Below are 20721 nucleotides of genomic sequence, written 5' to 3'. Positions count from 1 at the left end.
CTCAGTATCAGCCGGGTAGTTTGGTGTCATATTCTCAGGACTGGGTCGAGCTCGAGTGGGGGGGCGAAGATTGTGGCTTGTGGGTTCGGCGAATGTTAAAACTTATCTTGAATTTATTTTGGTGGTCAAAGAATTGGACAAGGGCAAGGTTTGATCCACGATAATGCCGTCTCGTGCTAGTTTGGCGTAATCAGAGAATTGGAAATATACGCGGTATATGAAAAGTTGCAAAGAAGGCTCTGGTTAGTCGCCAGAATGGTTCCTAGCAATGTCTTATGCGTCACTATGTATCTCATCGCTTCGGTGTTGAGGTGGTTGTAGACCCCTATTGTCACCCACTTAGTGGTCGCAAGCCGAGAGTGCTCGTGACGCGGATACGTACCTACTCTGGTCCTGTCCCCTGTGATCGTCACACCCGTGACCTTCGGGGAAAGGTCCAGATCCTCGCAACCCGAGAAAGGTGACGTATGAGGTATCTGGTTCGGGAGCCCTATGCGGATATCAAATTCCCCGACCCGGAGGCGATGCCGCGTGACCTTAACAAAATGGAATTGCCGCGGGCGGTAACTGTCACGGCGACAGCAGGTTCGCTCGCTCCGATATTGGTGGAGCGATGGTTCGACGATACGTTGTCCTATTAGGATTGATGGCGAATTCAAGGATGAACGCACATGGACTGGGTCTGGATGCGCCTTTTGCATCGGAGCTTGGTGGCGGGCCTGAAAATTGACCGACAACCGATGGCTGCCTTTGGGCGGGTCTGCCGGGCTGTTGCGGAGTCCGTGCACCCGTTGCGGGGGTGCAGGGTGATCGGGACTATCCCGAGTTCAGTTGACTCGCGGGGTATGAATTTCAGGACGCGGTTGCGGCTGGTGCGTGGAGAAGTTCGAGCTGTACCAGGGTGAGTCTGCCGAGTGCGCTTTGGTGGCGGTGTCGGTGGTAGGTGCGCTCGATCGAGGTCACGATCACCAGGCGGTGTTGGGCTCGGGTGTGCCAGCGTCGCCGGTCGAGCACGTTGCTTTGCAGAAGGGCGGAGGACCGCTCCATTGCGGCGTTGTCCCACCATGGACCGGCGTGTCCCATCGATCCATGTAAGCCGTTGTGTGGCAGTGCATGGACGAACTTTCGCGGTCGAAAGTGGCTGCCCCTGTCGGTGTGGGCGATCGTCGCGGCAGGTGAACGCGGACCTGTCCCGGGACGCCAACCCAAAATGATGTACCCGCTGGTCCTCTGCCTCCCTGATGAAGGCGTGCCCGTCACAGTGACCCGCCGAGTCCTGCAATTCTCCACCTGAGCGCTCCGCAAAAGGTGCAAAGCGCCTGTGCTTCAAAGTGATTAGGATGATGCCCGCCCGATCAACGCCGCTCGTGACATCCATTCCGAGGATTTGATCCGCTTGTGTGCCTCGCGTAGCTGGGCCGCTACATCCTCGGCAGCGGTTGGTGAGTCGGGCGGGCCTCCACAGTCCTGGCGGTCGGCGATTTTGAGCCAGCGATGCAGGCGGGCTTCTAAGAAGCCCAAGTCCTTCGAGATCTGGTGCAGCGGGCCTCGCCCCGCGATGACTTCGGCTCGGAACTCGGTGGGAAACGGTTTCGGGACGAGATTGATCCGTCCAGCAAGGGCGAATCCATCAAATGTTAGGAGTCAACCAAACCGGGCCAGTCTCGTTTGTGGTAGTTCGGTCGGCTGATGCCAAGAAAGTTCCGGCAGCGGCGTACCGGGGCCCCGGCGTCCACTAATGGGTCGGTGACCGGTAGCGCCGATTGGGCGGGGTTTGTCCTCACCCAGGAAGGTGGAGGCTCGGCGCACGATGGCCGTCTCGGACTCGAACGCGTTGATTCCTCGCCTCGCCCCCTGCAACTGTGTTGATTCGTTTGCCGGGACACCGGGGCGCATGCCGCGATCGACGTCGTCTTGCTTGATCTACTTCGAGAGGGCGACTGGGTCTGTGCCGAGATGGTCGGGGGTCTGTCTTTGTGGGGTCACCGGTGTACGAGCGCGATTGTGTGGGTGAGGAATTCGGCCGGATACAACCTGGCATCACAGTGAGTCTTTCGTGCCGGGCATCAGTTAGTTACGGGATCTGAAACCCAAACGGTGGGGCGTGTTGTGTTGGGCCGTTTTGGGTGATTGGTGTGTGTCATTGGAGGAAGTTTTTGAGGTGGTTGGTGTAGGTGGGGACGATGTTGGGGTGGAGGAGTTGGTGGTGTGTGCTGTTGGTTGAGTGGGTGGTGGTGGGGCCGGTGAGGTGTGGTTGCCAGGCGTGGAGGAGGTATGCGGCTTTGGTGTGGGTGCTTTCGTAGGTGGGGTGGTTGGGGGGTGGGGTGTGTTCGGCGGCGATGAGCAGGGTGGGGCCGGTGTAGGTGTGGGGTTGGTGGTGTTGGTAGAGGGTGATGTTGTGGTTGTGGTTGGTGGTGAGGTGATGTAGCTGGTTGTCGGGGATGGTGGTGTGGTGGTGGCCGAGCAGTGTTTGCAGGGTTTGGCGGTCGTTGCGGGGGGTGGTTGTTGGGTTGGTGTTGGTGTCGAGGGTGGGTAGTGAGTCGAGCAGGATGAGTCGGGTGTCGGTGTGGCCGCGGTGGTGTAGTTCGATGGCGATTTGGTGGGCGAGGACGCCGCCGAAGGACCAGCCGAGGAGGTGGTAGGGGCCGGTGGGGTGGGTGTTTTGGATGCGGGTGGCGTAGTTGTGGGCCATGGCTTGGAGGGTGTGGGGTGGGGTTTCGTCGGCGTTGAGGGTTTGGTTGATGCCGATGAGGGGGTTGGTGAGGTGGTTGGCGAGGGTTTGGTAGGGCCAGCTGATGCCGCTGGTGGCGTGGATGCAGAACAGGGGTGTGCCGGTGCCGGTGCGCAGGGTTTGGATGGGGGGGATGGTGGCGGGTTGGGCTTGGGTGTCGATTCGGTGGGCGAGGGTGGTGATGGTGGGGGTGTCGAAGATGTCGGCGACGCGGAGGTCGGTGTGCAGGGTGGTGTTGGTGGCGGCGATTAGGCGCATGGCTGAGAGGGAGTCTCCGCCGAGTTCGAAGAAGGAGTCGGTGGCGCTGACCCGGTCACTACCGCCGAGGATTTGGGTGTAGAGGTTGGCCAGGGTTTTTTCGGTGGGGCCTTGGGGGGCGAGGTAGGTCTGTGCGCTGGTGGTGTAGTCGGGGGTGGGCAGGGCGTGGCGGTCGAGTTTGCCGTTGACCGTTAGTGGTAGTTGGTCGATCTCGATGAAGGCGGCCGGAACCATATACGGCGGCAGGACTTCACTTAGGCGGTCACGCAGCCACGCCGTATCGATCCCCGCGTTACCGGTGGTGGTGTAGTAGGCGACCAGGCGGGGTTGGCCGGGGGCGTCGTTGCGGGCGATCACCACCGCCTGATCCACCCCGTCGAGTGCGGTCAGGGCGGCGGCGACTTCGCCGCATTCGATGCGGTAACCACGGATTTTGACTTGCTCATCGGCGCGGCCCAGATATTGCAGTTGCCCATCAGGGCCCCAACACACCAGGTCACCGGTGCGATACATCCGCGACCCGGCTGCTCCGAACGGGCATGCCACAAACCGGGCCGCACTCAACCCACCCCGGCGCCAATAGCCGACACCCACCCCAGTACCGGCGACATACAACTCACCCACGGTCCCCGGCGGAACCGGACGCAGCCACCCATCCAGCACGAATACCCCGGCCCCGGGCACGGGGGCGCCGATCGGCACCACCGGGGTCCCTGCCACCAGCGGGGCGGTGATGGTGGCTGCCACGGTGGTTTCGGTGGGGCCGTAGGCGTTGAGCATGATCCGCCCTGGTGCCCAGCGATCTAGTAGGTCAGCAGGACAGGGCTCACCTCCGGTGAGGAGGGTGGTGTTTTCCAGTCCTTCTGGTGGCAGGTTCTGGAGTGCGGCGGGGGTTTGGCTGAGAACACTGACCTGCTCGGTGACGAGCAGGGCGTGGAAGTCCTCGGGTGAGGTGATGATGTCCTCGGGCACGACCACGACCCGTCCGCCGCCGAGCAGGGCGCCGAAGATTTCCCAGACGGAGTAGTCGAAGGCGTAGGAGTGGCATTGCGACCAGCTCTGCCGGGACGGTATCGACCCGTAGATGCCCCGCTGATGCAGGGAGCTGATCCAACTGGCGATGTTGTGGTGGGTGATGGCCACGCCTTTGGGGGTTCCGGTGGTGCCGGAGGTGTAGATCAGATACGCCAGGTCGTGGGGGTCGGGTGGGAGCAGTGGGGTGGTGGGGTGGTCATCGAGGTTGGTGAGGGTGTCGAGGGTGATCACCGGAACACCACTGCCGGTGCCGGTGCTGGTGGGGAGGTGGGTGGTCAGTTCGGTGGTGGTCAGTACTGCGGTGGGGGTGGTGTCGGTGAGCATGAACGCGATACGCGTTGGGGGGTGGTGGGGGTCGATGGGGAGGTAGGCGGCCCCGGTTTTGAGGATGGCCAGGATGGTGAGGATGGCGTGGTCGCTGCGCGGGAGCAGCAGCGCAACGACCGCACCCGGCCCAGCGCCGTAGTTCAGGAGGTGGTGGGCGAGTTGGGTGCTGGCCGCATCGAGTTGTTGGTAGGTCCAGGTGTGGTCCTCGAAGGTGAGGGCCGGGGCGTGGGGGTGAGCGGCGACTTGGGCGGTGAAGGCGGCGGGAATCGAGATCGCCGCCGTGGTGGTGGGAGCGGTGAGGGTGGGGTGGTTGCCCCAGGTGTGTAGTTGGGTGTGTTCGGTGTCGGTGAGTAGGTCGAGGTGGTGCAGGGGTTGGTCGGGGTGGGTGGTGAAGGCGTGCAGGGTGTGGTGCAGGCGGGTGGCCAGGGTGTTGATGGTGGTGGGGTCATAGACGTCGGTGCGGTATTCGATGGCGCCGGTCAGGGTCGGTGCTGTGTCGGGGCTGGTGGCGTGTTCGCGCAGGGAGATGACCAGGTCCATGCGGGCGGTGTGGGTGGCGACGGGGTAGGGGCTGATGCTGGCTTCACCCAGGCGCATTTCGGCGCCGGTGGTGTCGTGTTGGGTCCAGGGGTGGTTTTGGAAGGCGAGCATGACCTGGATGAGGGGGTGGTGGGTGCGGGAGCGGGTGGGCTGGAGGTGTTCGACGAGGAGTTCGAAGGGGACGTGTTGGTGTTGGTAGGCGGTCAGGCTGTGGTCGCGGATGTGGGCGAGTAGGTCGGTGGGGGTGTCTGCGGGGTGGGTGTGGGTGCGTAGGACCAGGGTGTTGACGAAGAAGCCGATCAGTTCATCGAGGTGGGGGTGGGTGCGTGCGGCGATCGGGACGCCGATGGCGATGTCGTTGGTGTCGGCGAGGGTGGCTAGGACCACGGTCAGGGCGGCGTGGATGACCATGAAGACCGAGACGTGGTGGGTGTGGGCCAGGGTGTGGATTGCGGTGGTTAGTTCGGGGGGCCAGCTGAATTGGTGGCTGGCGCCGCGGTAGTCGGCGATCGGGGGGTAGGGGCGGTCGGTGGGCAGGGGCAGGTGTTCGGGGAGTCCGGCCAGGGTGTGCTGCCAGTAGGCCAGGTCGGTGGCCAGCAGGCTGGTGGGGTCGTGGGGGTCGCCGAGGAGTTGGTGGTGCCACAGGGTGTAGTCGGCGTAGTGCACCGGCAGCGGCACCCAGGCCGGTGGGTGTCCGGCGGTGCGGGCGGTGTAGGCGGTGTTCAGGTCGCGGGCGAGCGGGCCTAGCGACCAGCCGTCGGCGGCGATGTGGTGGATCAGCAGTACCAGCACGTGCTGGTGGGGTGCGGTGTGCAAGACGGTGGCGCGGATCGGGATCTCGGCGGCTAGATCGAAGTGGTAGTTGGTGGCTTCGTCGATAGCGGTGTGCAGGTGTTGGGGTGTCCAACCCTGGGCATCCACCACCTGCCAGAAGATTTCGGCTTGGTTGGGGGTGAGGATGTCTTGGTAGCCGATCCCCTCGCTCGTGGTGCTGAAGCGGGTGCGCAGGGTTTCGTGGCGGGTGATCAGATCGGTGAGTGCGGCTCGGAGTGCCTCGGTGTCCAGGGGCCCGTGCAGGTGCAGGACGACCGGGATGTTGTAGACCGCCGAGGGGCCTTGAAGCTGTTCAAGAAACCACAGCCGGGACTGGGCAAACGACAACGGCACCCGCGGCGGGCGCTCACCGGCGATCAACGCCGGCACCGCCTGCTGCGTGGTCGTGGTGGTGGTGCCCACCAGCTCGGCGAGCCCGGTGATGGTGGGGGCTTCGAACACATCAGCAACGCGCAGACTGGTGTTGAGGGTGGTGTTGGCGGCGGCGATCAAACGCATCGCCGACAGCGAATCCCCACCCAGATCAAAGAAGGAGTCGGCGGCGCTGACCCGGTCACTACCACCGAGGATCTGGGCGTAGAGGCTGGCCAGGACTTCTTCCACCGGCCCCTGCGGCGCCACATAAGCCTGCGCGCTGGTGGTGTAGTCGGGGGCGGGCAAAGCGCGGCGGTCGAGTTTGCCGTTGACCGTCAACGGTAGTTCGTCGATCACCATGAAGGCGGCCGGAACCATATACGCCGGCAACACCTGGCTCAAGGAGGCGCGGATGTCGGTGGTGTCGAGCCCGGTCCCGCTGGTGGTGGTGTAGTAGGCGACCAGCCGGGGTTGGCCGGGGGCGTCATCGCGGGCGATCACCACCGCCTGCTGCACCCCATCGAGTGCGGCCAGGGCGGCGGCGACTTCGCCGCATTCGATGCGGTAACCACGGATTTTGACTTGCTCATCAGCGCGGCCCACATATTGCAGTTGCCCATCAGGGCCCCAACACACGAGATCACCGGTGCGATACATCCGCGACCCCGCCGCCCCGAACGGACATGCCACAAACCGGGCCGCGCTCAACCCACCCCGGCGCCAATAGCCGACACCGACCCCAGCACCGGCGACATACAACTCACCCACGGTTCCGGGTGGGACCGGGCGCAGCGAGCTGTCGAGGACGGCGAAGGCCAGGTGGTGCAGGGGGGTGCCGATGGGGCTGGTGTCGTTGGTGGTGTCGTGTTCGGTGATGTCGCGCAGGGTGGCGTGCACGGTGGTTTCGGTGGTGCCGTACATGTTGATCAGTCGGGTGTGGGGGTGGTGGGACAGCCAGGTGTGGGCGCGGGTGGGGGCGAAGGCTTCACCGGCGAGGATCACGGTGGTGAGGGCGAGTGGTGGCTGGGTGGGGTTGTGGTGGGTGGTGTCGTCGATGGTTTGTAGTGCGTAGAACGCGGAGGGGGTGTGGCTGAGGACGGTGACGTGTTCGGTGGCCAGGAGGTGGTGCAGGTCGTGGGGGGAGGTGATGACGTGTTCGGGTACGACCACGACCCGCCCTCCGCCGAGTAGGGCGCCGAAGATTTCGCAGACGGAGACGTCGAAGGCGTAGGAGTGCCATTGCGACCAGACCGCGTCGGTGGGGATGTCGAGATCGAGTTGGGTGAGCAGGGTGGTGGCGTTGTGGTGGGTGATGGCCACGCCTTTGGGGGTTCCGGTGGTGCCGGAGGTGTAGATCAGGTACGCCAGGTCGTGGGGGTCGGGTGGGAGCAGTGGGGTGGTGGGGTGGTCATCGAGGGTGAGGGTGTCGAGGGTGATGGTGGCGATGGCTGGGGTGTGGGGGAGGTGGGTGGTCAGTTCGGTGGTGGTGATGATCGCGGTGGGGGTGGTGTCGGTGAGCATGAACGCGATACGCGTGGGGGGGTGGTGGGGGTCGATGGGGAGGTAGGCGGCCCCGGTTTTGAGGATGGCCAGGATGGTGAGGATGGCGTGGTCGCTGCGCGGGAGCAGCAGCGCAACGACCGCACCCGGCCCAGCGCCGTAGTTCAGGAGGTGGTGGGCGAGTTGGGTGCTGGCCGCATCGAGTTGTTGGTAGGTCCAGGTGTGGTCCTCGAAGGTGAGGGCCGGGGCGTGGGGGTGAGCGGCGACTTGGGCGGTGAAGGCGGCGGGAATCGAGATCGCCGCCGTGGTGGTGGGAGCGGTGAGGGTGGGGTGGTTGCCCCAGGTGTGTAGTTGGGTGTGTTCGGTGTCGGTGAGGAGGTCGAGGTGGTGCAGGGGTTGGTCGGGGTGGGTGGTGAAGGCGTGCAGGGTGTGGTGCAGGCGGGTGGCCAGGGTGTTGATGGTGGTGGGGTCATAGACGTCGGTGCGGTATTCGATGGCGCCGGTCAGGGTCGGTGCTGTGTCGGGGCTGGTGGGGTGTTCGGTCAGGGAGATGACCAGGTCCATGCGGGCGGTGTGGGTGGCGACGGGGTAGGGGCTGATGCTGGCTTCACCCAGGCGCATTTCGGCGCCGGTGGTGTCGTGTTGGGTCCAGGGGTGGTTTTGGAAGGCGAGCATGACCTGGATGAGGGGGTGGTGGGTGCGGGAGCGGGTCGGGTTGAGGTGTTCGACAAGGAGTTCGAAGGGCACGTGTTGGTGTTGGTATGCGGTCAGGCTGTCCTCGCGGATGTGGGCGAGTAGGTCGGTGGGGGTGTCTGCGGGGTGGGTGTGGGTGCGCAGGACCAGGGTGTTGACGAAGAAGCCGATCAGTTCATCGAGGTGGGGGTGGGTGCGTGCGGCGATCGGGACGCCGATGGCGATGTCGTTGGTGTCGGCGAGGGTGGCTAGGACCACGGTCAGGGCGGCGTGGATGACCATGAAGACCGAGACGTGGTGGGTGTGGGCCAGGGTGTGGATTGCGGTGGTTAGTTCGGGGGGCCAGCTGAATTGGTGGCTGGCGCCGCGGTAGTCGGCGATCGGGGGGTAGGGGCGGTCGGTGGGCAGGGGCAGGTGTTCGGGGAGTCCGGCCAGGGTGTGCTGCCAGTAGGCCAGGTCGGTGGCCAGCAGGCTGGTGGGGTCGTGGGGGTCGCCGAGGAGTTGGTGGTGCCACAGGGTGTAGTCGGCGTAGTGCACCGGCAGCGGCACCCAGGCCGGTGGGTGTCCGGCGGTGCGGGCGGTGTAGGCGGTGTTCAGGTCGCGGGCGAGCGGGCCTAGCGACCAGCCGTCGGCGGCGATGTGGTGGATCAGCAGTACCAGCACGTGCTGGTGGGGTGCGGTGTGCAAGACGGTGGCGCGGATCGGGATCTCGGCGGCTAGATCGAAGTGGTAGTTGGTGGCTTCGTCGATAGCGGTGTGCAGGTGTTGGGGTGTCCACCCGCGGGCATCCACCACCTGCCAGAAGATTTCGGCTTGGTTGGGGGTGAGGATGTCTTGGTAGCCGATCCCCTCGCTCGTGGTGCTGAAGCGGGTGCGCAGGGTTTCGTGGCGGGTGATCAGATCGGTGAGTGCGGCTCGGAGTGCCTCGGTGTCCAGCGGGCCGTGCAGGTGCAGGACGACCGGGATGTTGTAGACCGCCGAGGGGCCTTGAAGCTGCTCAAGAAACCACAGCCGGGACTGGGCAAACGACAACGGCACCCGCGGCGGGCGCTCACCCGCGACCAACGCCGGCACCGCCTGTGTAGTGGTGGTGGTGCCCACCAGCTCGGCGAGGGCGGTGATGGTGGGGGCTTCGAACACATCAGCAACGCGTAGACCGGTGTGCAGGGTGGTGTTGGCGGCGGCGATCAAACGCATCGCCGACAGCGAATCTCCGCCGAGCTCAAAGAACGAGTCGGCGGCGCTGACCCGGTCACTACGGCCGAGGATTTGGGCGTAGAGGCTGGCCAGGGTTTCTTCCACCGGCCCCTGCGGCGCCACATAAGCCTGCGCGCTGGTGGTGTAGTCGGGGGCGGGCAGGGCGCGGCGGTCGAGTTTGCCGTTGACCGTCAACGGTAGTTCGTCGATCACCATGAAGGCGGCCGGAACCATATACGCCGGCAGGACCTCGCTTAACCGGTCACGCAGCCACGCCGTATCGATCCCCGCGTTACCGGTGGTGGTGTAGTAGGCGACCAGCCGGGTTTGGCCGGGGGCGTCGTCGTGGGCGATCACCACCGCCTGATCCACCCCGTCGAGTGCGGCCAGGGCGGCGGTGACTTCGCCGCATTCGATGCGGTAGCCACGGATTTTGACTTGCTCATCGGCGCGGCCCAGATACTGCAGTTGCCCATCAGGGCCCCAACACACCAGGTCACCGGTGCGATACATCCGCGACCCGGCCGCCCCGAACGGGCAGGCGACAAACCGGGCCGCACTCAACCCACCCCGGCGCCAATAGCCGACACCCACCCCAGCACCGGCGACATACAACTCACCCACGGTCCCCGGCGGAACCGGACGCAGCCAGCCATCGAGGACGAACACCCCGGCCCCGGGCACGGGTGCGCCGATCGGCACCACAGTGGCGCCGGCGTGCAGCGGCGGTGCGGCGGTGAGGTAGATCGTGGCTTCGGTGGGGCCGTAGGCGTTGATCAGGGTTCGCCCCGGGGCCCACTGATCGACCAGCTCTGCTGGGCAGGCCTCACCGATCAAGATGACAGCGCTGACTTCGTCGAGGCCTTGGGGGCTCAGCGCCCCCAACCCCGAAGGGGTGTGGTTGAGCACACTGACGTGTTCGTCGATGAGTAGTTGGTGCAGGTCTGGGGGGCTATGCACGACTTGTTCGGGCACCACGACCAGCCGCCCACCATGGAGCAGGGCCCCGAAGACTTCCAGGACCGCGACATCGAAGCTGTAGGAGTGCCATTGCGACCAGACACCGTCTATAGCGATGTCTAGCTGCAGGTCGGTGAGCAGGGTGGTGACGTTGTGGTGGGTGATGGCCACGCCTTTGGGGGTTCCGGTGGTGCCGGAGGTGTAGATCAGATACGCCAGGTCGTGGGGGTCGGGTGGGAGCAGTGGCGTGGTGGGGTGGTCATCGAGGGTGAGGGTGTCGAGGGTGATGACCGGGACACCACTGCTGGTGGGGAGGTGGGTGGTCAGTTCGGTGGTGGTGATGATCGCGGTGGGGGTGGTGTCGGTGAGCATGAACGCGATACGGGCGTGGGGGTGGTGGGGGTCGATGGGGAGGTAGGCGGCCCCGGTTTTGAGGATGGCCAGGATGGTGAGGATGGCGTGGTCGCTGCGCGGGAGCAGCAGCGCGACGACCGCACCCGCTCGAGCCCCGTAGGTGGTGGTGAGGTGGTGGGCGAGTTGGGTGCTGGCCGTATCGAGGTCGTGGTAGGTCCAGGTGTGGTCCTCGAAGGTGAGGGCCGGGGCGTGGGGGTGGGTGGCGACGATGTTGGTGAAGGCGGCGGGAATCGAGATCGCGGGTGTGGTGACGGGAGCGGTGAGGGTGGGGTGGTTGCCCCAGGTGCGCAGTTGGGTGTGTTCGGTGTCGGTGAGGAGGTCGAGGTGGTGCAGGGGTTGGTCGGGGTGGGTGGTGAAGGCGTGCAGGGTGTGGTGCAGGCGGGTGGCCAGGGTGTTGATGGTGGTGGGGTCATAGACGTCGGTGCGGTATTCGATGGTGCCGGTCAGGGTCGGTGCTGTGTTGGGGGTGGTGGGGTGTTCGGTCAGGGAGATGACCAGGTCCATGCGGGCGGTGTGGGTGGCGACCGGATACGGGCTGATGCTGGCTTCACCCAGGCGCATTTCGGCGCCGGTGGTGTCGTGTTGGGTCCAGGGGTGGTTTTGGAAGGCGAGCATGACCTGGATGAGGGGGTGGTGGGTGCGGGAGCGGGTCGGGTGCAGGTGTTCGACAAGGAGTTCGAAGGGCACGTGTTGGTGTTCGAACGCGGTCAGGCTGCGGTCGCGGATGTGGGCGAGTAGGTCGGTGGGGGTGTCTGCGGGGTGGGTGTGGGTGCGTAGCACCAGGGTGTTGACGAAGAACCCGATCAGTTCATCGAGGTGGGGGTGGGTGCGTGCGGCGATCGGGACACCGATGGCGATGTCGTTGGTGTCGGCGAGGGTGGCTAGGACCACGGTCAGGGCGGCGTGGATGACCATGAAGACCGAGACGTGGTGGGTGTGGGCCAGGGTGTGGATTGCGGTGGTTAGTTCGGGGGGCCAGCTGAATTGGTGGCTGGCGCCGCGGTAGTCGGCGATCGGGGGGTAGGGGCGGTCGGTGGGCAGGGGCAGGTGTTCGGGGAGTCCGGCCAGGGTGTGCTGCCAGTAGGCCAGGTCGGTGGCCAGCAGGCTGGTGGGGTCGTGGGGGTCGCCGAGGAGTTGGTGGTGCCACAGGGTGTAGTCGGCGTAGTGCACCGGCAGCGGCACCCAGGCCGGTGGGTGTCCGGCGGTGCGGGCGGTGTAGGCGGTGTCGAGGTCGCGGGCGAGCGGGCCCAGCGACCAGCCGTCGGCGGCGATGTGGTGGATCAGCAGTACCAGCACGTGCTGGTGGGGTGCGGTGTGCAAGACGGTGGCGCGGATCGGGATCTCGGCGGCTAGATCGAAGTGGTAGTTGGTGGCTTCGTCGATAGCGGTGTGCAGGTGTTGGGGTGTCCACCCGCGGGCATCCACCACCTGCCAGAAGATTTCGGCTTGGTTGGGGGTGAGGATGTCTTGGTAGCCGATCCCCTCGCTCGTGGTGCTGAAGCGGGTGCGCAGGGTTTCGTGGCGGGTGATCAGATCGTCGAGTGCGGCTCGGAGTGCCTCGGTGTCCAGGGGCCCGTGCAGGTGCAGGACGACCGGGATGTTGTAGACCGCCGAGGGGCCTTGAAGCTGCTCAAGAAACCACAGCCGGGACTGGGCAAACGACAACGGCACCCGCGGCGGGCGCTCACCCGCGACCAACGCCGCCACCGCCTGCTGCGTGGTCGTGGTGGTGGTGGTGGCGATTCGGTGGGCGAGGGCGGTGATGGTGGGGGCTTCGAACACATCAGCAACCCGCAGACCGGCGTGCAGGGTGGTGTTGGCGGCGGCGATCAAACGCATCGCCGACAGCGAATCCCCGCCGAGCTCAAAGAACGAGTCGGCGGCGCTGACCCGGTCACTACCGCCGAGGATCTGGGCGTAGAGGCTGGCCAGGACTTCTTCCACCGGTCCCTGCGGCGCCACATAAGCCTGCGCGCTGGTGGTGTAGTCGGGGGCGGGCAAAGCGCGGCGGTCGAGTTTGCCGTTGACCGTCAACGGTAGTTCGTCGATCACCATGAAGGCGGCCGGAACCATATACGCCGGCAACACCTCACTTAGGCGGTCACGCAGCCACGCCGTATCGATCCCCGCGTTACCGGTGGTGGTGTAGTAGGCGACCAGCCGGGGTTGGCCGGGGGCGTCGTCGCGGGCGATCACCACCGCCTGATCGATGGGGTCGAGTGTGGTCAGGGCGGCGGCGACTTCGCCGCATTCGATGCGGTAACCACGGATTTTGACTTGCTCATCAGCGCGGCCCACATATTGCAGTTGCCCATCAGGGCCCCAACACACCAGGTCACCGGTGCGATACATCCGCGACCCACCCGCCCCGAACGGGCATGCCACAAACCGGGCCGCACTCAACCCACCCCGGCGCCAATAGCCGACACCCACCCCAGTACCGGCGACATACAACTCACCCACGGTCCCCGGCGGCACCGGACGCAGCCACCCATCCAGCACGAATACCCCGGCCCCGGGCACGGGGGCGCCGATCGGCACCACCGGGGTCCCTGCCACCAGCGGGGCGGTGATGGTGGCTGCCACGGTGGTTTCGGTGGGGCCGTAGGCGTTGAGCATGATCCGCCCTGGTGCCCAGCGATCTAGTAGGTCAGCAGGACAGGGCTCACCTCCGGTGAGGAGGGTGGTGTTTTCCAGTCCTTCTGGTGGCAGGTTCTGGAGTGCGGCGGGGGTTTGGCTGAGAACACTGACCTGCTCGGTGACGAGCAGGGCGTGGAAGTCCTCGGGTGAGGTGATGATGTCCTCGGGCACGACCACGACCCGTCCGCCGCCGAGCAGGGCGCCGAAGATTTCCCAGACGGAGTAGTCGAAGGCGTAGGAGTGGCATTGCGACCAGCTGTGCTGGGGGGCCCCCGACCCGTAGATGCCCCGCTGATGCAGGGAGCTGATCCAACTGGCGATGTTGTGGTGGGTGATGGCCACGCCTTTGGGGGTTCCGGTGGTGCCGGAGGTGTAGATCAGATACGCCAGGTCGTGGGGGTCGGGTGGGAGCAGTGGGGTGGTGGGGTGGTCATCGAGGTTGGTGAGGGTGTCGAGGGTGATCACCGGAACACCACTGCCGGTGCCGGTGCTGGTGGGGAGGTGGGTGGTCAGTTCGGTGGTGGTCAGTACTGCGGTGGGGGTGGTGTCGGTGAGCATGAACGCGATACGCGTGGGGGGGTGGTGGGGGTCGATGGGGAGGTAGGCGGCCCCGGTTTTGAGGATGGCCAGGATGGTGAGGATGGCGTGGTCGCTGCGCGGGAGCAGCAGCGCGACGACCGCACCCGGCCCAGCGCCGTAGTTCAGTAGGTGGTGGGCGAGTTGGGTGCTGGCCGTATCGAGGTCGTGGTAGGTCCAGGTGTGGTCCTCGAAGGTGAGGGCCGGGGCGTGGGGGTGGGTGGCGACGACGTTGGTGAAGGCGGCGGGAATCGAGATCGCGGGTGTGGTGGTGGGAGCGGTGAGGGTGGGGTGGTTGCCCCAGGTGCGTAGTTGGGTGTGTTCGGTGTCGGTGAGGAGGTCGAGGTGGTGCAGGGGTTGGTCGGGGTGGGTGGTGAAGGCGTGCAGGGTGTGGTGCAGGCGGGTGGCCAGGGTGTTGATGGTGGTGGGGTTATAGACGTCGGTGCGGTATTCGATGGTGCCGGTCAGGGCCGGTGCTGTGTCGGGGGTGGTGGGGTGTTCGGTCAGGGAGATGACCAGGTCCATGCGGGCGGTGTGGGTGGCGACGGGGTAGGGGCTGATCCGGGCCTCACCCAGGGCCAGAGGGGTGTCGTGTTGGGTCCAGGGGTGGTTTTGGAAGGCGAGCATGACCTGGATGAGGGGGTGGTGGGTGCGGGAGCGGGTGGGCTGGAGGTGTTCGACGAGGAGTTCGAAGGGGACGTGTTGGTGTTCGAACGCGGTCAGGCTGTCCTCGCGGATGTGGGCGAGTAGGTCGGTGGGGGTGTCTGCGGGGTGGGTGTGGGTGCGCAGGACCAGGGTGTTGACGAAGAACCCGATCAGTTCATCGAGGTGGGGGTGGGTGCGTGCGGCGATCGGGACACCGATCGCCACATCGTTGGTGTCGGCGAGGGTGGCTAGGACCACGGTCAGGGCGGCGTGGATGACCATGAAGACCGAGACGTGGTGGGTGTGGGCCAGGGTGTGGATTGCGGTGGTTAGTTCGGGGGGCCAGCTGAATTGGTGGCTGGCGCCGCGGTAGTCGGCGATCGGGGGGTAGGGGCGGTCGGTGGGCAGGGGCAGGTGTTCGGGGAGTCCGGCCAGGGTGTGCTGCCAGTAGGCCAGGTCGGTGGCCAGCAGGCTGGCCGGGTCGTGGGGGTCGCCGAGGAGTTGGTGGTGCCACAGGGTGTAGTCGGCGTAGTGCACCGGCAGCGGCACCCAGGCCGGTGGGTGTCCGGCGGTGCGGGCGGTGTAGGCGGTGTTCAGGTCGCGGGCGAGCGGGCCCAGCGACCAGCCGTCGGCGGCGATGTGGTGGATCAGCAGTACCAGCACGTGCTGGTGGTCGGCGGTGTGCAAGACGGTGGCGCGGATCGGGATCTCGGCGGCTAGATCGAAGTGGTAGTTGGTGGCTTCGTCGATAGCGGTGTGCAGGTGTTGGGGTGTCCAACCCTGGGCATCCACCACCTGCCAGCTCATGTCGGCCTGTTCGGGGGTGAGGATGTCTTGGTAGCCGATCCCCTCGCTCGTGGTGCTGAAGCGGGTGCGCAGGGTTTCGTGGCGGGTGATCAGATCGTCGAGTGCGGCCCGGAGTGCCTCGGTGTCCAGCGGGCCGTGCAGGTGCAGGACGACCGGGATGTTGTAGACCGCCGAGGGGCCTTGAAGCTGCTCAAGAAACCACAATCGGGACTGGGCAAACGACAACGGCACCCGCGGCGGGCGGGGGCCGGCGATTAATGGCAGCTGAGCGACCGGGTCGGCCCCGACACGCTCGGCGAGGGCGGTGATGGTGGGGGCTTCGAACACATCAGCAACGCGTAGACCGGTGTGCAGGGTGGTGTTGGCGGCGGCGATCAGACGCATCGCCGACAGGGAATCCCCGCCGAGCTCAAAGAACGAGTCGGCGGCACTGACCCGGTCACTACGGCCGAGGATTTGGGCGTAGAGGCTGGCCAGGGTTTCTTCCACCGGTCCCTGCGGCGCCACATAAGCCTGCGCGCTGGTGGTGTAGTCGGGGGCGGGCAGGGCGCGGCGGTCGAGTTTGCCGTTGACCGTTAGTGGTAGTTCGTCGATCACCATGAAGGCGGCCGGAACCATATACGCCGGCAGGACCTCGCTTAACCGGTCACGCAGCCACGCCGTATCGATCCCCGCGTTACCGGTGGTGGTGTAGTAGGCGACCAGCCGGGGTTGGCCGGGGGCGTCGTCGTGGGCGATCACCACCGCCTGATCCACCCCATCGAGTGCGGCCAGGGCGGCGGCGACTTCGCCGCATTCGATGCGGTAGCCACGGATTTTGACTTGCTCATCGGCGCGGCCCAGATACTGCAGTTGCCCATCAGGGCCCCAACACACCAGGTCACCGGTGCGATACATCCGCGACCCGGCCGCCCCGAACGGGCAGGCGACAAACCGGGCCGCACTCAACCCACCCCGGCGCCAATAGCCGACACCCACCCCAGCACCGGCGACATACAACTCACCCACGGTCCCCGGCGGAACCGGACGCAGCCAGCCATCGAGGACGAACACCCCGGCCCCGGGCACGGGTGCGCCGATCGGCACCACAGTGGCGCCGGCGTGCAGCGGCGGTGCGGCGGTGAGGTAGATCGTGGCTTCGGTGGGGCCGTAGGCGTTGATCAGGGTTCGCCCCGGGGCCCACTGATCGACCAGCTCTGCTGGGCAGGCCTCACCGATCAAGATGACAGCGCTGACTTCGTCGAGGCCTTGGGGGCTCAGCGCCCCCAACCCCGAAGGGGTGTGGTTGAGCACACTGACGTGTTCGTCGATGAGTAGTTGGTGCAGGTCTGGGGGGCTATGCACGACTTGTTCGGGCACCACGACCAGCCGCCCACCATGGAGCAGGGCCCCGAAGACTTCCAGGACCGCGACATCGAAGCTGTAGGAGTGCCATTGCGACCAGACACCGTCTATAGCGATGTCTAGCTGCAGGTCGGTGAGCAGGGTGGTGACGTTGTGGTGGGTGATGGCCACGCCTTTGGGGGTTCCGGTGGTGCCGGAGGTGTAGATCAGATACGCCAGGTCGTGGGGGTCGGGTGGGAGCAGTGGCGTGGTGGGGTGGTCATCGAGGGTGAGGGTGTCGAGGGTGATGACCGGGACACCACTGCTGGTGGGGAGGTGGGTGGTCAGTTCGGTGGTGGTGATGATCGCGGTGGGGGTGGTGTCGGTGAGCATGAACGCGATACGCGTGGGGGGGTGGTGGGGGTCGATGGGGAGGTAGGCGGCCCCGGTTTTGAGGATGGCCAGGATGGTGAGGATGGCGTGGTCGCTGCGCGGGAGCAGCAGCGCGACGACCGCACCCGGCCCAGCGCCGTAGTTCAGGAGGTGGTGGGCGAGTTGGGTGCTGGCCGTATCGAGTTGTTGGTAGGTCCAGGTGTGGTCCTCGAAGGTGAGGGCCGGGGCGTGGGGGTGAGCGGCGACTTGGGCGGTGAAGGCGGCGGGAATCGAGATCGCGGGTGTGGTGGTGGGAGCGGTGAGGGTGGGGTGGTTGCCCCAGGTGCGCAGGTGGGTGTGTTCGGTGTCGGTGAGTAGGTCGAGGTGGTGCAGGGGTTGGTCGGGGTGGGTGGTGAAGGCGTGCAGGGTGTGGTGCAGGCGGGTGGCCAGGGTGTTGATGGTGGTGGGGTCATAGACGTCGGTGCGGTATTCGATGGTGCCGGTCAGGGCCGGTGCTGTGTTGGGGGTGGTGGGGTGTTCGGTCAGGGAGATGACCAGGTCCATGCGGGCGGTGTGGGTGGCGACCGGATACGGGCTGATGCTGGCTTCACCCAGGCGCATTTCGGCGCCGGTGGTGTCGTGTTGGGTCCAGGGGTGGTTTTGGAAGGCGAGCATGACCTGGATGAGGGGGTGGTGGGTGCGGGAGCGGGTCGGGTGCAGGTGTTCGACCAATAGTTCGAAGGGGACGTGTTGGTGTTGGTATGCGGTCAGGCTGTCCTCGCGGATGTGGGCGAGTAGGTCGGTGGGGGTGTCTGCGGGGTGGGTGTGGGTGCGTAGCACCAGGGTGTTGACGAAGAACCCGATCAGTTCATCGAGGTGGGGGTGGGTGCGTGCGGCGATCGGGACACCGATCGCCACATCGTTGGTGTCGGCGAGGGTGGCTAGGACCACGGTCAGGGCGGCGTGGATGACCATGAAGACCGAGACGTGGTGGGTGTGGGCCAGGGTGTGGATTGCGGTGGTTAGTTCGGGGGGCCAGCTGAATTGGTGGCTGGCGCCGCGGTAGTCGGCGATCGGGGGGTAGGGGCGGTCGGTGGGCAGGGGCAGGTGTTCGGGGAGTCCGGCCAGGGTGTGCTGCCAGTAGGCCAGGTCGGTGGCCAGCAGACTGGCCGGGTCGTGGGGGTCGCCGAGGAGTTGGTGGTGCCACAGGGTGTAGTCGGCGTAGTGCACCGGCAGCGGCACCCAGGCCGGTGGGTGTCCGGCGGTGCGGGCGGTGTAGGCGGTGTCGAGGTCGCGGGCGAGCGGGCCCAGCGACCAGCCGTCGGCGGCGATGTGGTGGATCAGCAGTACCAGCACGTGCTGGTGGGGTGCGGTGTGCAAGACGGTGGCGCGGATCGGGATCTCGGCGGCTAGATCGAAGTGGTAGTTGGTGGCTTCGTCGATAGCGGTGTGCAGGTGTTGGGGTGTCCAACCCTGGGCATCCACCACCTGCCAGCTCATGTCGGCCTGTTCGGGGGTGAGGATGTCTTGGTAGCCGATCCCCTCGCTCGTGGTGCTGAAGCGGGTGCGCAGGGTTTCGTGGCGGGTGATCAGATCGTCGAGTGCGGCCCGGAGTGCCTCGGTGTCCAGCGGGCCGTGCAGGTGCAGGACGACCGGGATGTTGTAGACCGCCGAGGGGCCTTGAAGCTGCTCAAGAAACCACAGCCGGGACTGGGCAAACGACAACGGCACCAACGCCGGACGCTCACCCGCGATCAACGCCGGCACCGCCTGTGTAGTGGTGGTGGTGCCCACCAGCTCGGCGAGGGCGGTGATGGTGGGGGCTTCGAACACATCAGCAACGCGCAGACCGGCGTGCAGGGTGGTGTTGGCGGCGGCGATCAAACGCATCGCCGACAGCGAATCCCCACCCAGATCAAAGAAGGAGTCGGCGGCGCTGACCCGGTCACTACCACCGAGGATCTGGGCGTAGAGGCTGGCCAGGACTTCTTCCACCGGCCCCTGCGGCGCCACATAAGCCTGCGCGCTGGTGGTGTAGTCGGGGGCGGGCAAAGCGCGGCGGTCGAGTTTGCCGTTGACCGTCAACGGTAGTTCGTCGATCACCATGAAGGCGGCCGGAACCATATACGCCGGCAACACCTGGCTCAAGGAGGCGCGGATGTCGGTGGTGTCGAGCCCGGTCCCGCTGGTGGTGGTGTAGTAGGCCACCAGCCGGGGTTGGCCGGGGGCGTCGTTGCGGGCGATCACCACCGCCTGATCGATGGGGTCGAGTGTGGTCAGGGCGGCGGTGACTTCGCCGCATTCGATGCGGTAACCACGGATTTTGACTTGCTCATCGGCGCGGCCCACATATTGCAGTTGCCCATCAGGGCCCCAACACACCAGATCACCGGTGCGATACATCCGCGACCCGGCCGCCCCGAACGGGCATGCGACAAACCGGGCCGCACTCAACCCACCCCGGCGCCAATAGCCGACACCGACCCCAGTACCGGCCACATACAACTCACCCACGGTCCCGGGCGGAACCGGGCGCAGCCACCTGTCGAGGACGAATACCCCGGCGCCGGGCACGGGGGCGCCGATCGGGACCAGGTCGGCGTCGGGTTGTAGGGGGTTGCTGGTGGTGGCGTAGATGGTGGTTTCGGTGGGGCCGTAGGCGTTGAGCAGGGCGCGACCGCTAGCCCAGCGTTGGGCTAGGTCGGGTGGGCAGGCTTCGCCCGCGACGATCACCGTGGCGGTATCGAGGGTTTGTGGTGAGAGCTGGGCGAGTGCGGAGGGGGTGTGGCTCAGGACGGTGACTTGTTCGGTGGCCAGGAGCTGGTGCAGCTCTTCGGGTGAGGTGATGACGTCCTCGGGCGCGACGACCAGGCGGGCTCCGCGCAGCAGGGCGCCGAAGATTTCCCAGACCGAGACATCGAAGGCGTAGGAGTGCCATTGCGACCACACCCCGCCGGTGGGGATGTCGAGATCGAGTTGGGTGAGCAGGGTGGTGGCGTTGTGGTGGGTGATGGCCACGCCTTTGGGGGTTCCGGTGGTGCCGGAGGTGTAGATCAGATACGCCAGGTCGTGGGGGCTGGGTGGGGGTAGTGGGGTGGTGGGGTGGTCATCGAGGGTGAGGGTGTCGAGGGTGATGGTGGCGATGGCTGGGGTGTCGGGGAGGTGTTGGGCGAGTTCGGTGGTGGTGATGATCGCGGTGGGGGTGGTGTCGGTGAGCATGAACGCGATACGCGTTGGGGGGTGGTGGGGGTCGATGGGGAGGTAGGCGGCCCCGGTTTTGAGGACGGCCAGGATGGTGAGGATGGCGTGGTCGCTGCGCGGGAGCAGCAGCGCGACGACCGCACCCGGCCCAGCGCCGTAGTTCAGGAGGTGGTGGGCGAGTTGGGTGCTGGCCGTATCGAGGTCGTGGTAGGTCCAGGTGTGGTCCTCGAAGGTGAGGGCCGGGGCGTGGGGGTGGGTGGCGACGATGTTGGTGAAGGCGGCGGGAATCGAGATCGCCGCCGTGGTGGTGGGAG

At 66.1% G+C, this 20721-nt stretch carries 2 protein-coding genes and 1 pseudogene (1 of these 3 cut by a window edge); 1 reads left to right on the top strand and 2 read right to left on the bottom strand.

Going from position 1 to position 20721, the window contains the following annotated elements:
- Window positions 1-467: 467 nt before the first annotated feature.
- Window positions 468-641 (top strand): MmpS family transport accessory protein, encoded by a 174-nt coding sequence (locus CCUG20998_RS28145; RefSeq protein WP_192812735.1) that lies wholly within the window; start codon window positions 468-470, stop codon window positions 639-641.
- 211 nt (window positions 642-852) lie between these two features.
- Here the strand turns inward: CCUG20998_RS28145 and CCUG20998_RS29300 are convergent.
- Both CCUG20998_RS29300 and CCUG20998_RS15760 read right to left on the bottom strand, forming a co-directional pair.
- A pseudogene (locus CCUG20998_RS29300) lies at window positions 853-1608 on the bottom strand (transposase).
- A 532-nt stretch (window positions 1609-2140) separates the two neighbouring features.
- Window positions 2141-20721, bottom strand: the 3' portion of a protein-coding gene (locus CCUG20998_RS15760) for a non-ribosomal peptide synthase/polyketide synthase (RefSeq protein WP_116269120.1). Its footprint extends 17494 nt past the window's final position; 18581 of the gene's 36075 nt are visible here — the last part of the coding sequence; the start codon falls outside the window, past its right edge; its stop codon occupies window positions 2141-2143.

It is taken from the genome of Mycobacterium marinum, assembly GCF_003391395.1.
In the GTDB taxonomy this organism is placed as follows: domain Bacteria; phylum Actinomycetota; class Actinomycetes; order Mycobacteriales; family Mycobacteriaceae; genus Mycobacterium; species Mycobacterium marinum.
The sequence above is the reverse complement of the archived record's forward strand: the minus strand, read 5'-3'. Positions and strand labels throughout refer to the sequence as shown.

Coding starts and splice junctions, on each gene's coding strand:
- CCUG20998_RS28145 (WP_192812735.1), top strand. CDS start 468: ATGAGGTATCTGGTTCGGGAGCCCTATGCGGATATCAAATTCCCCGAC.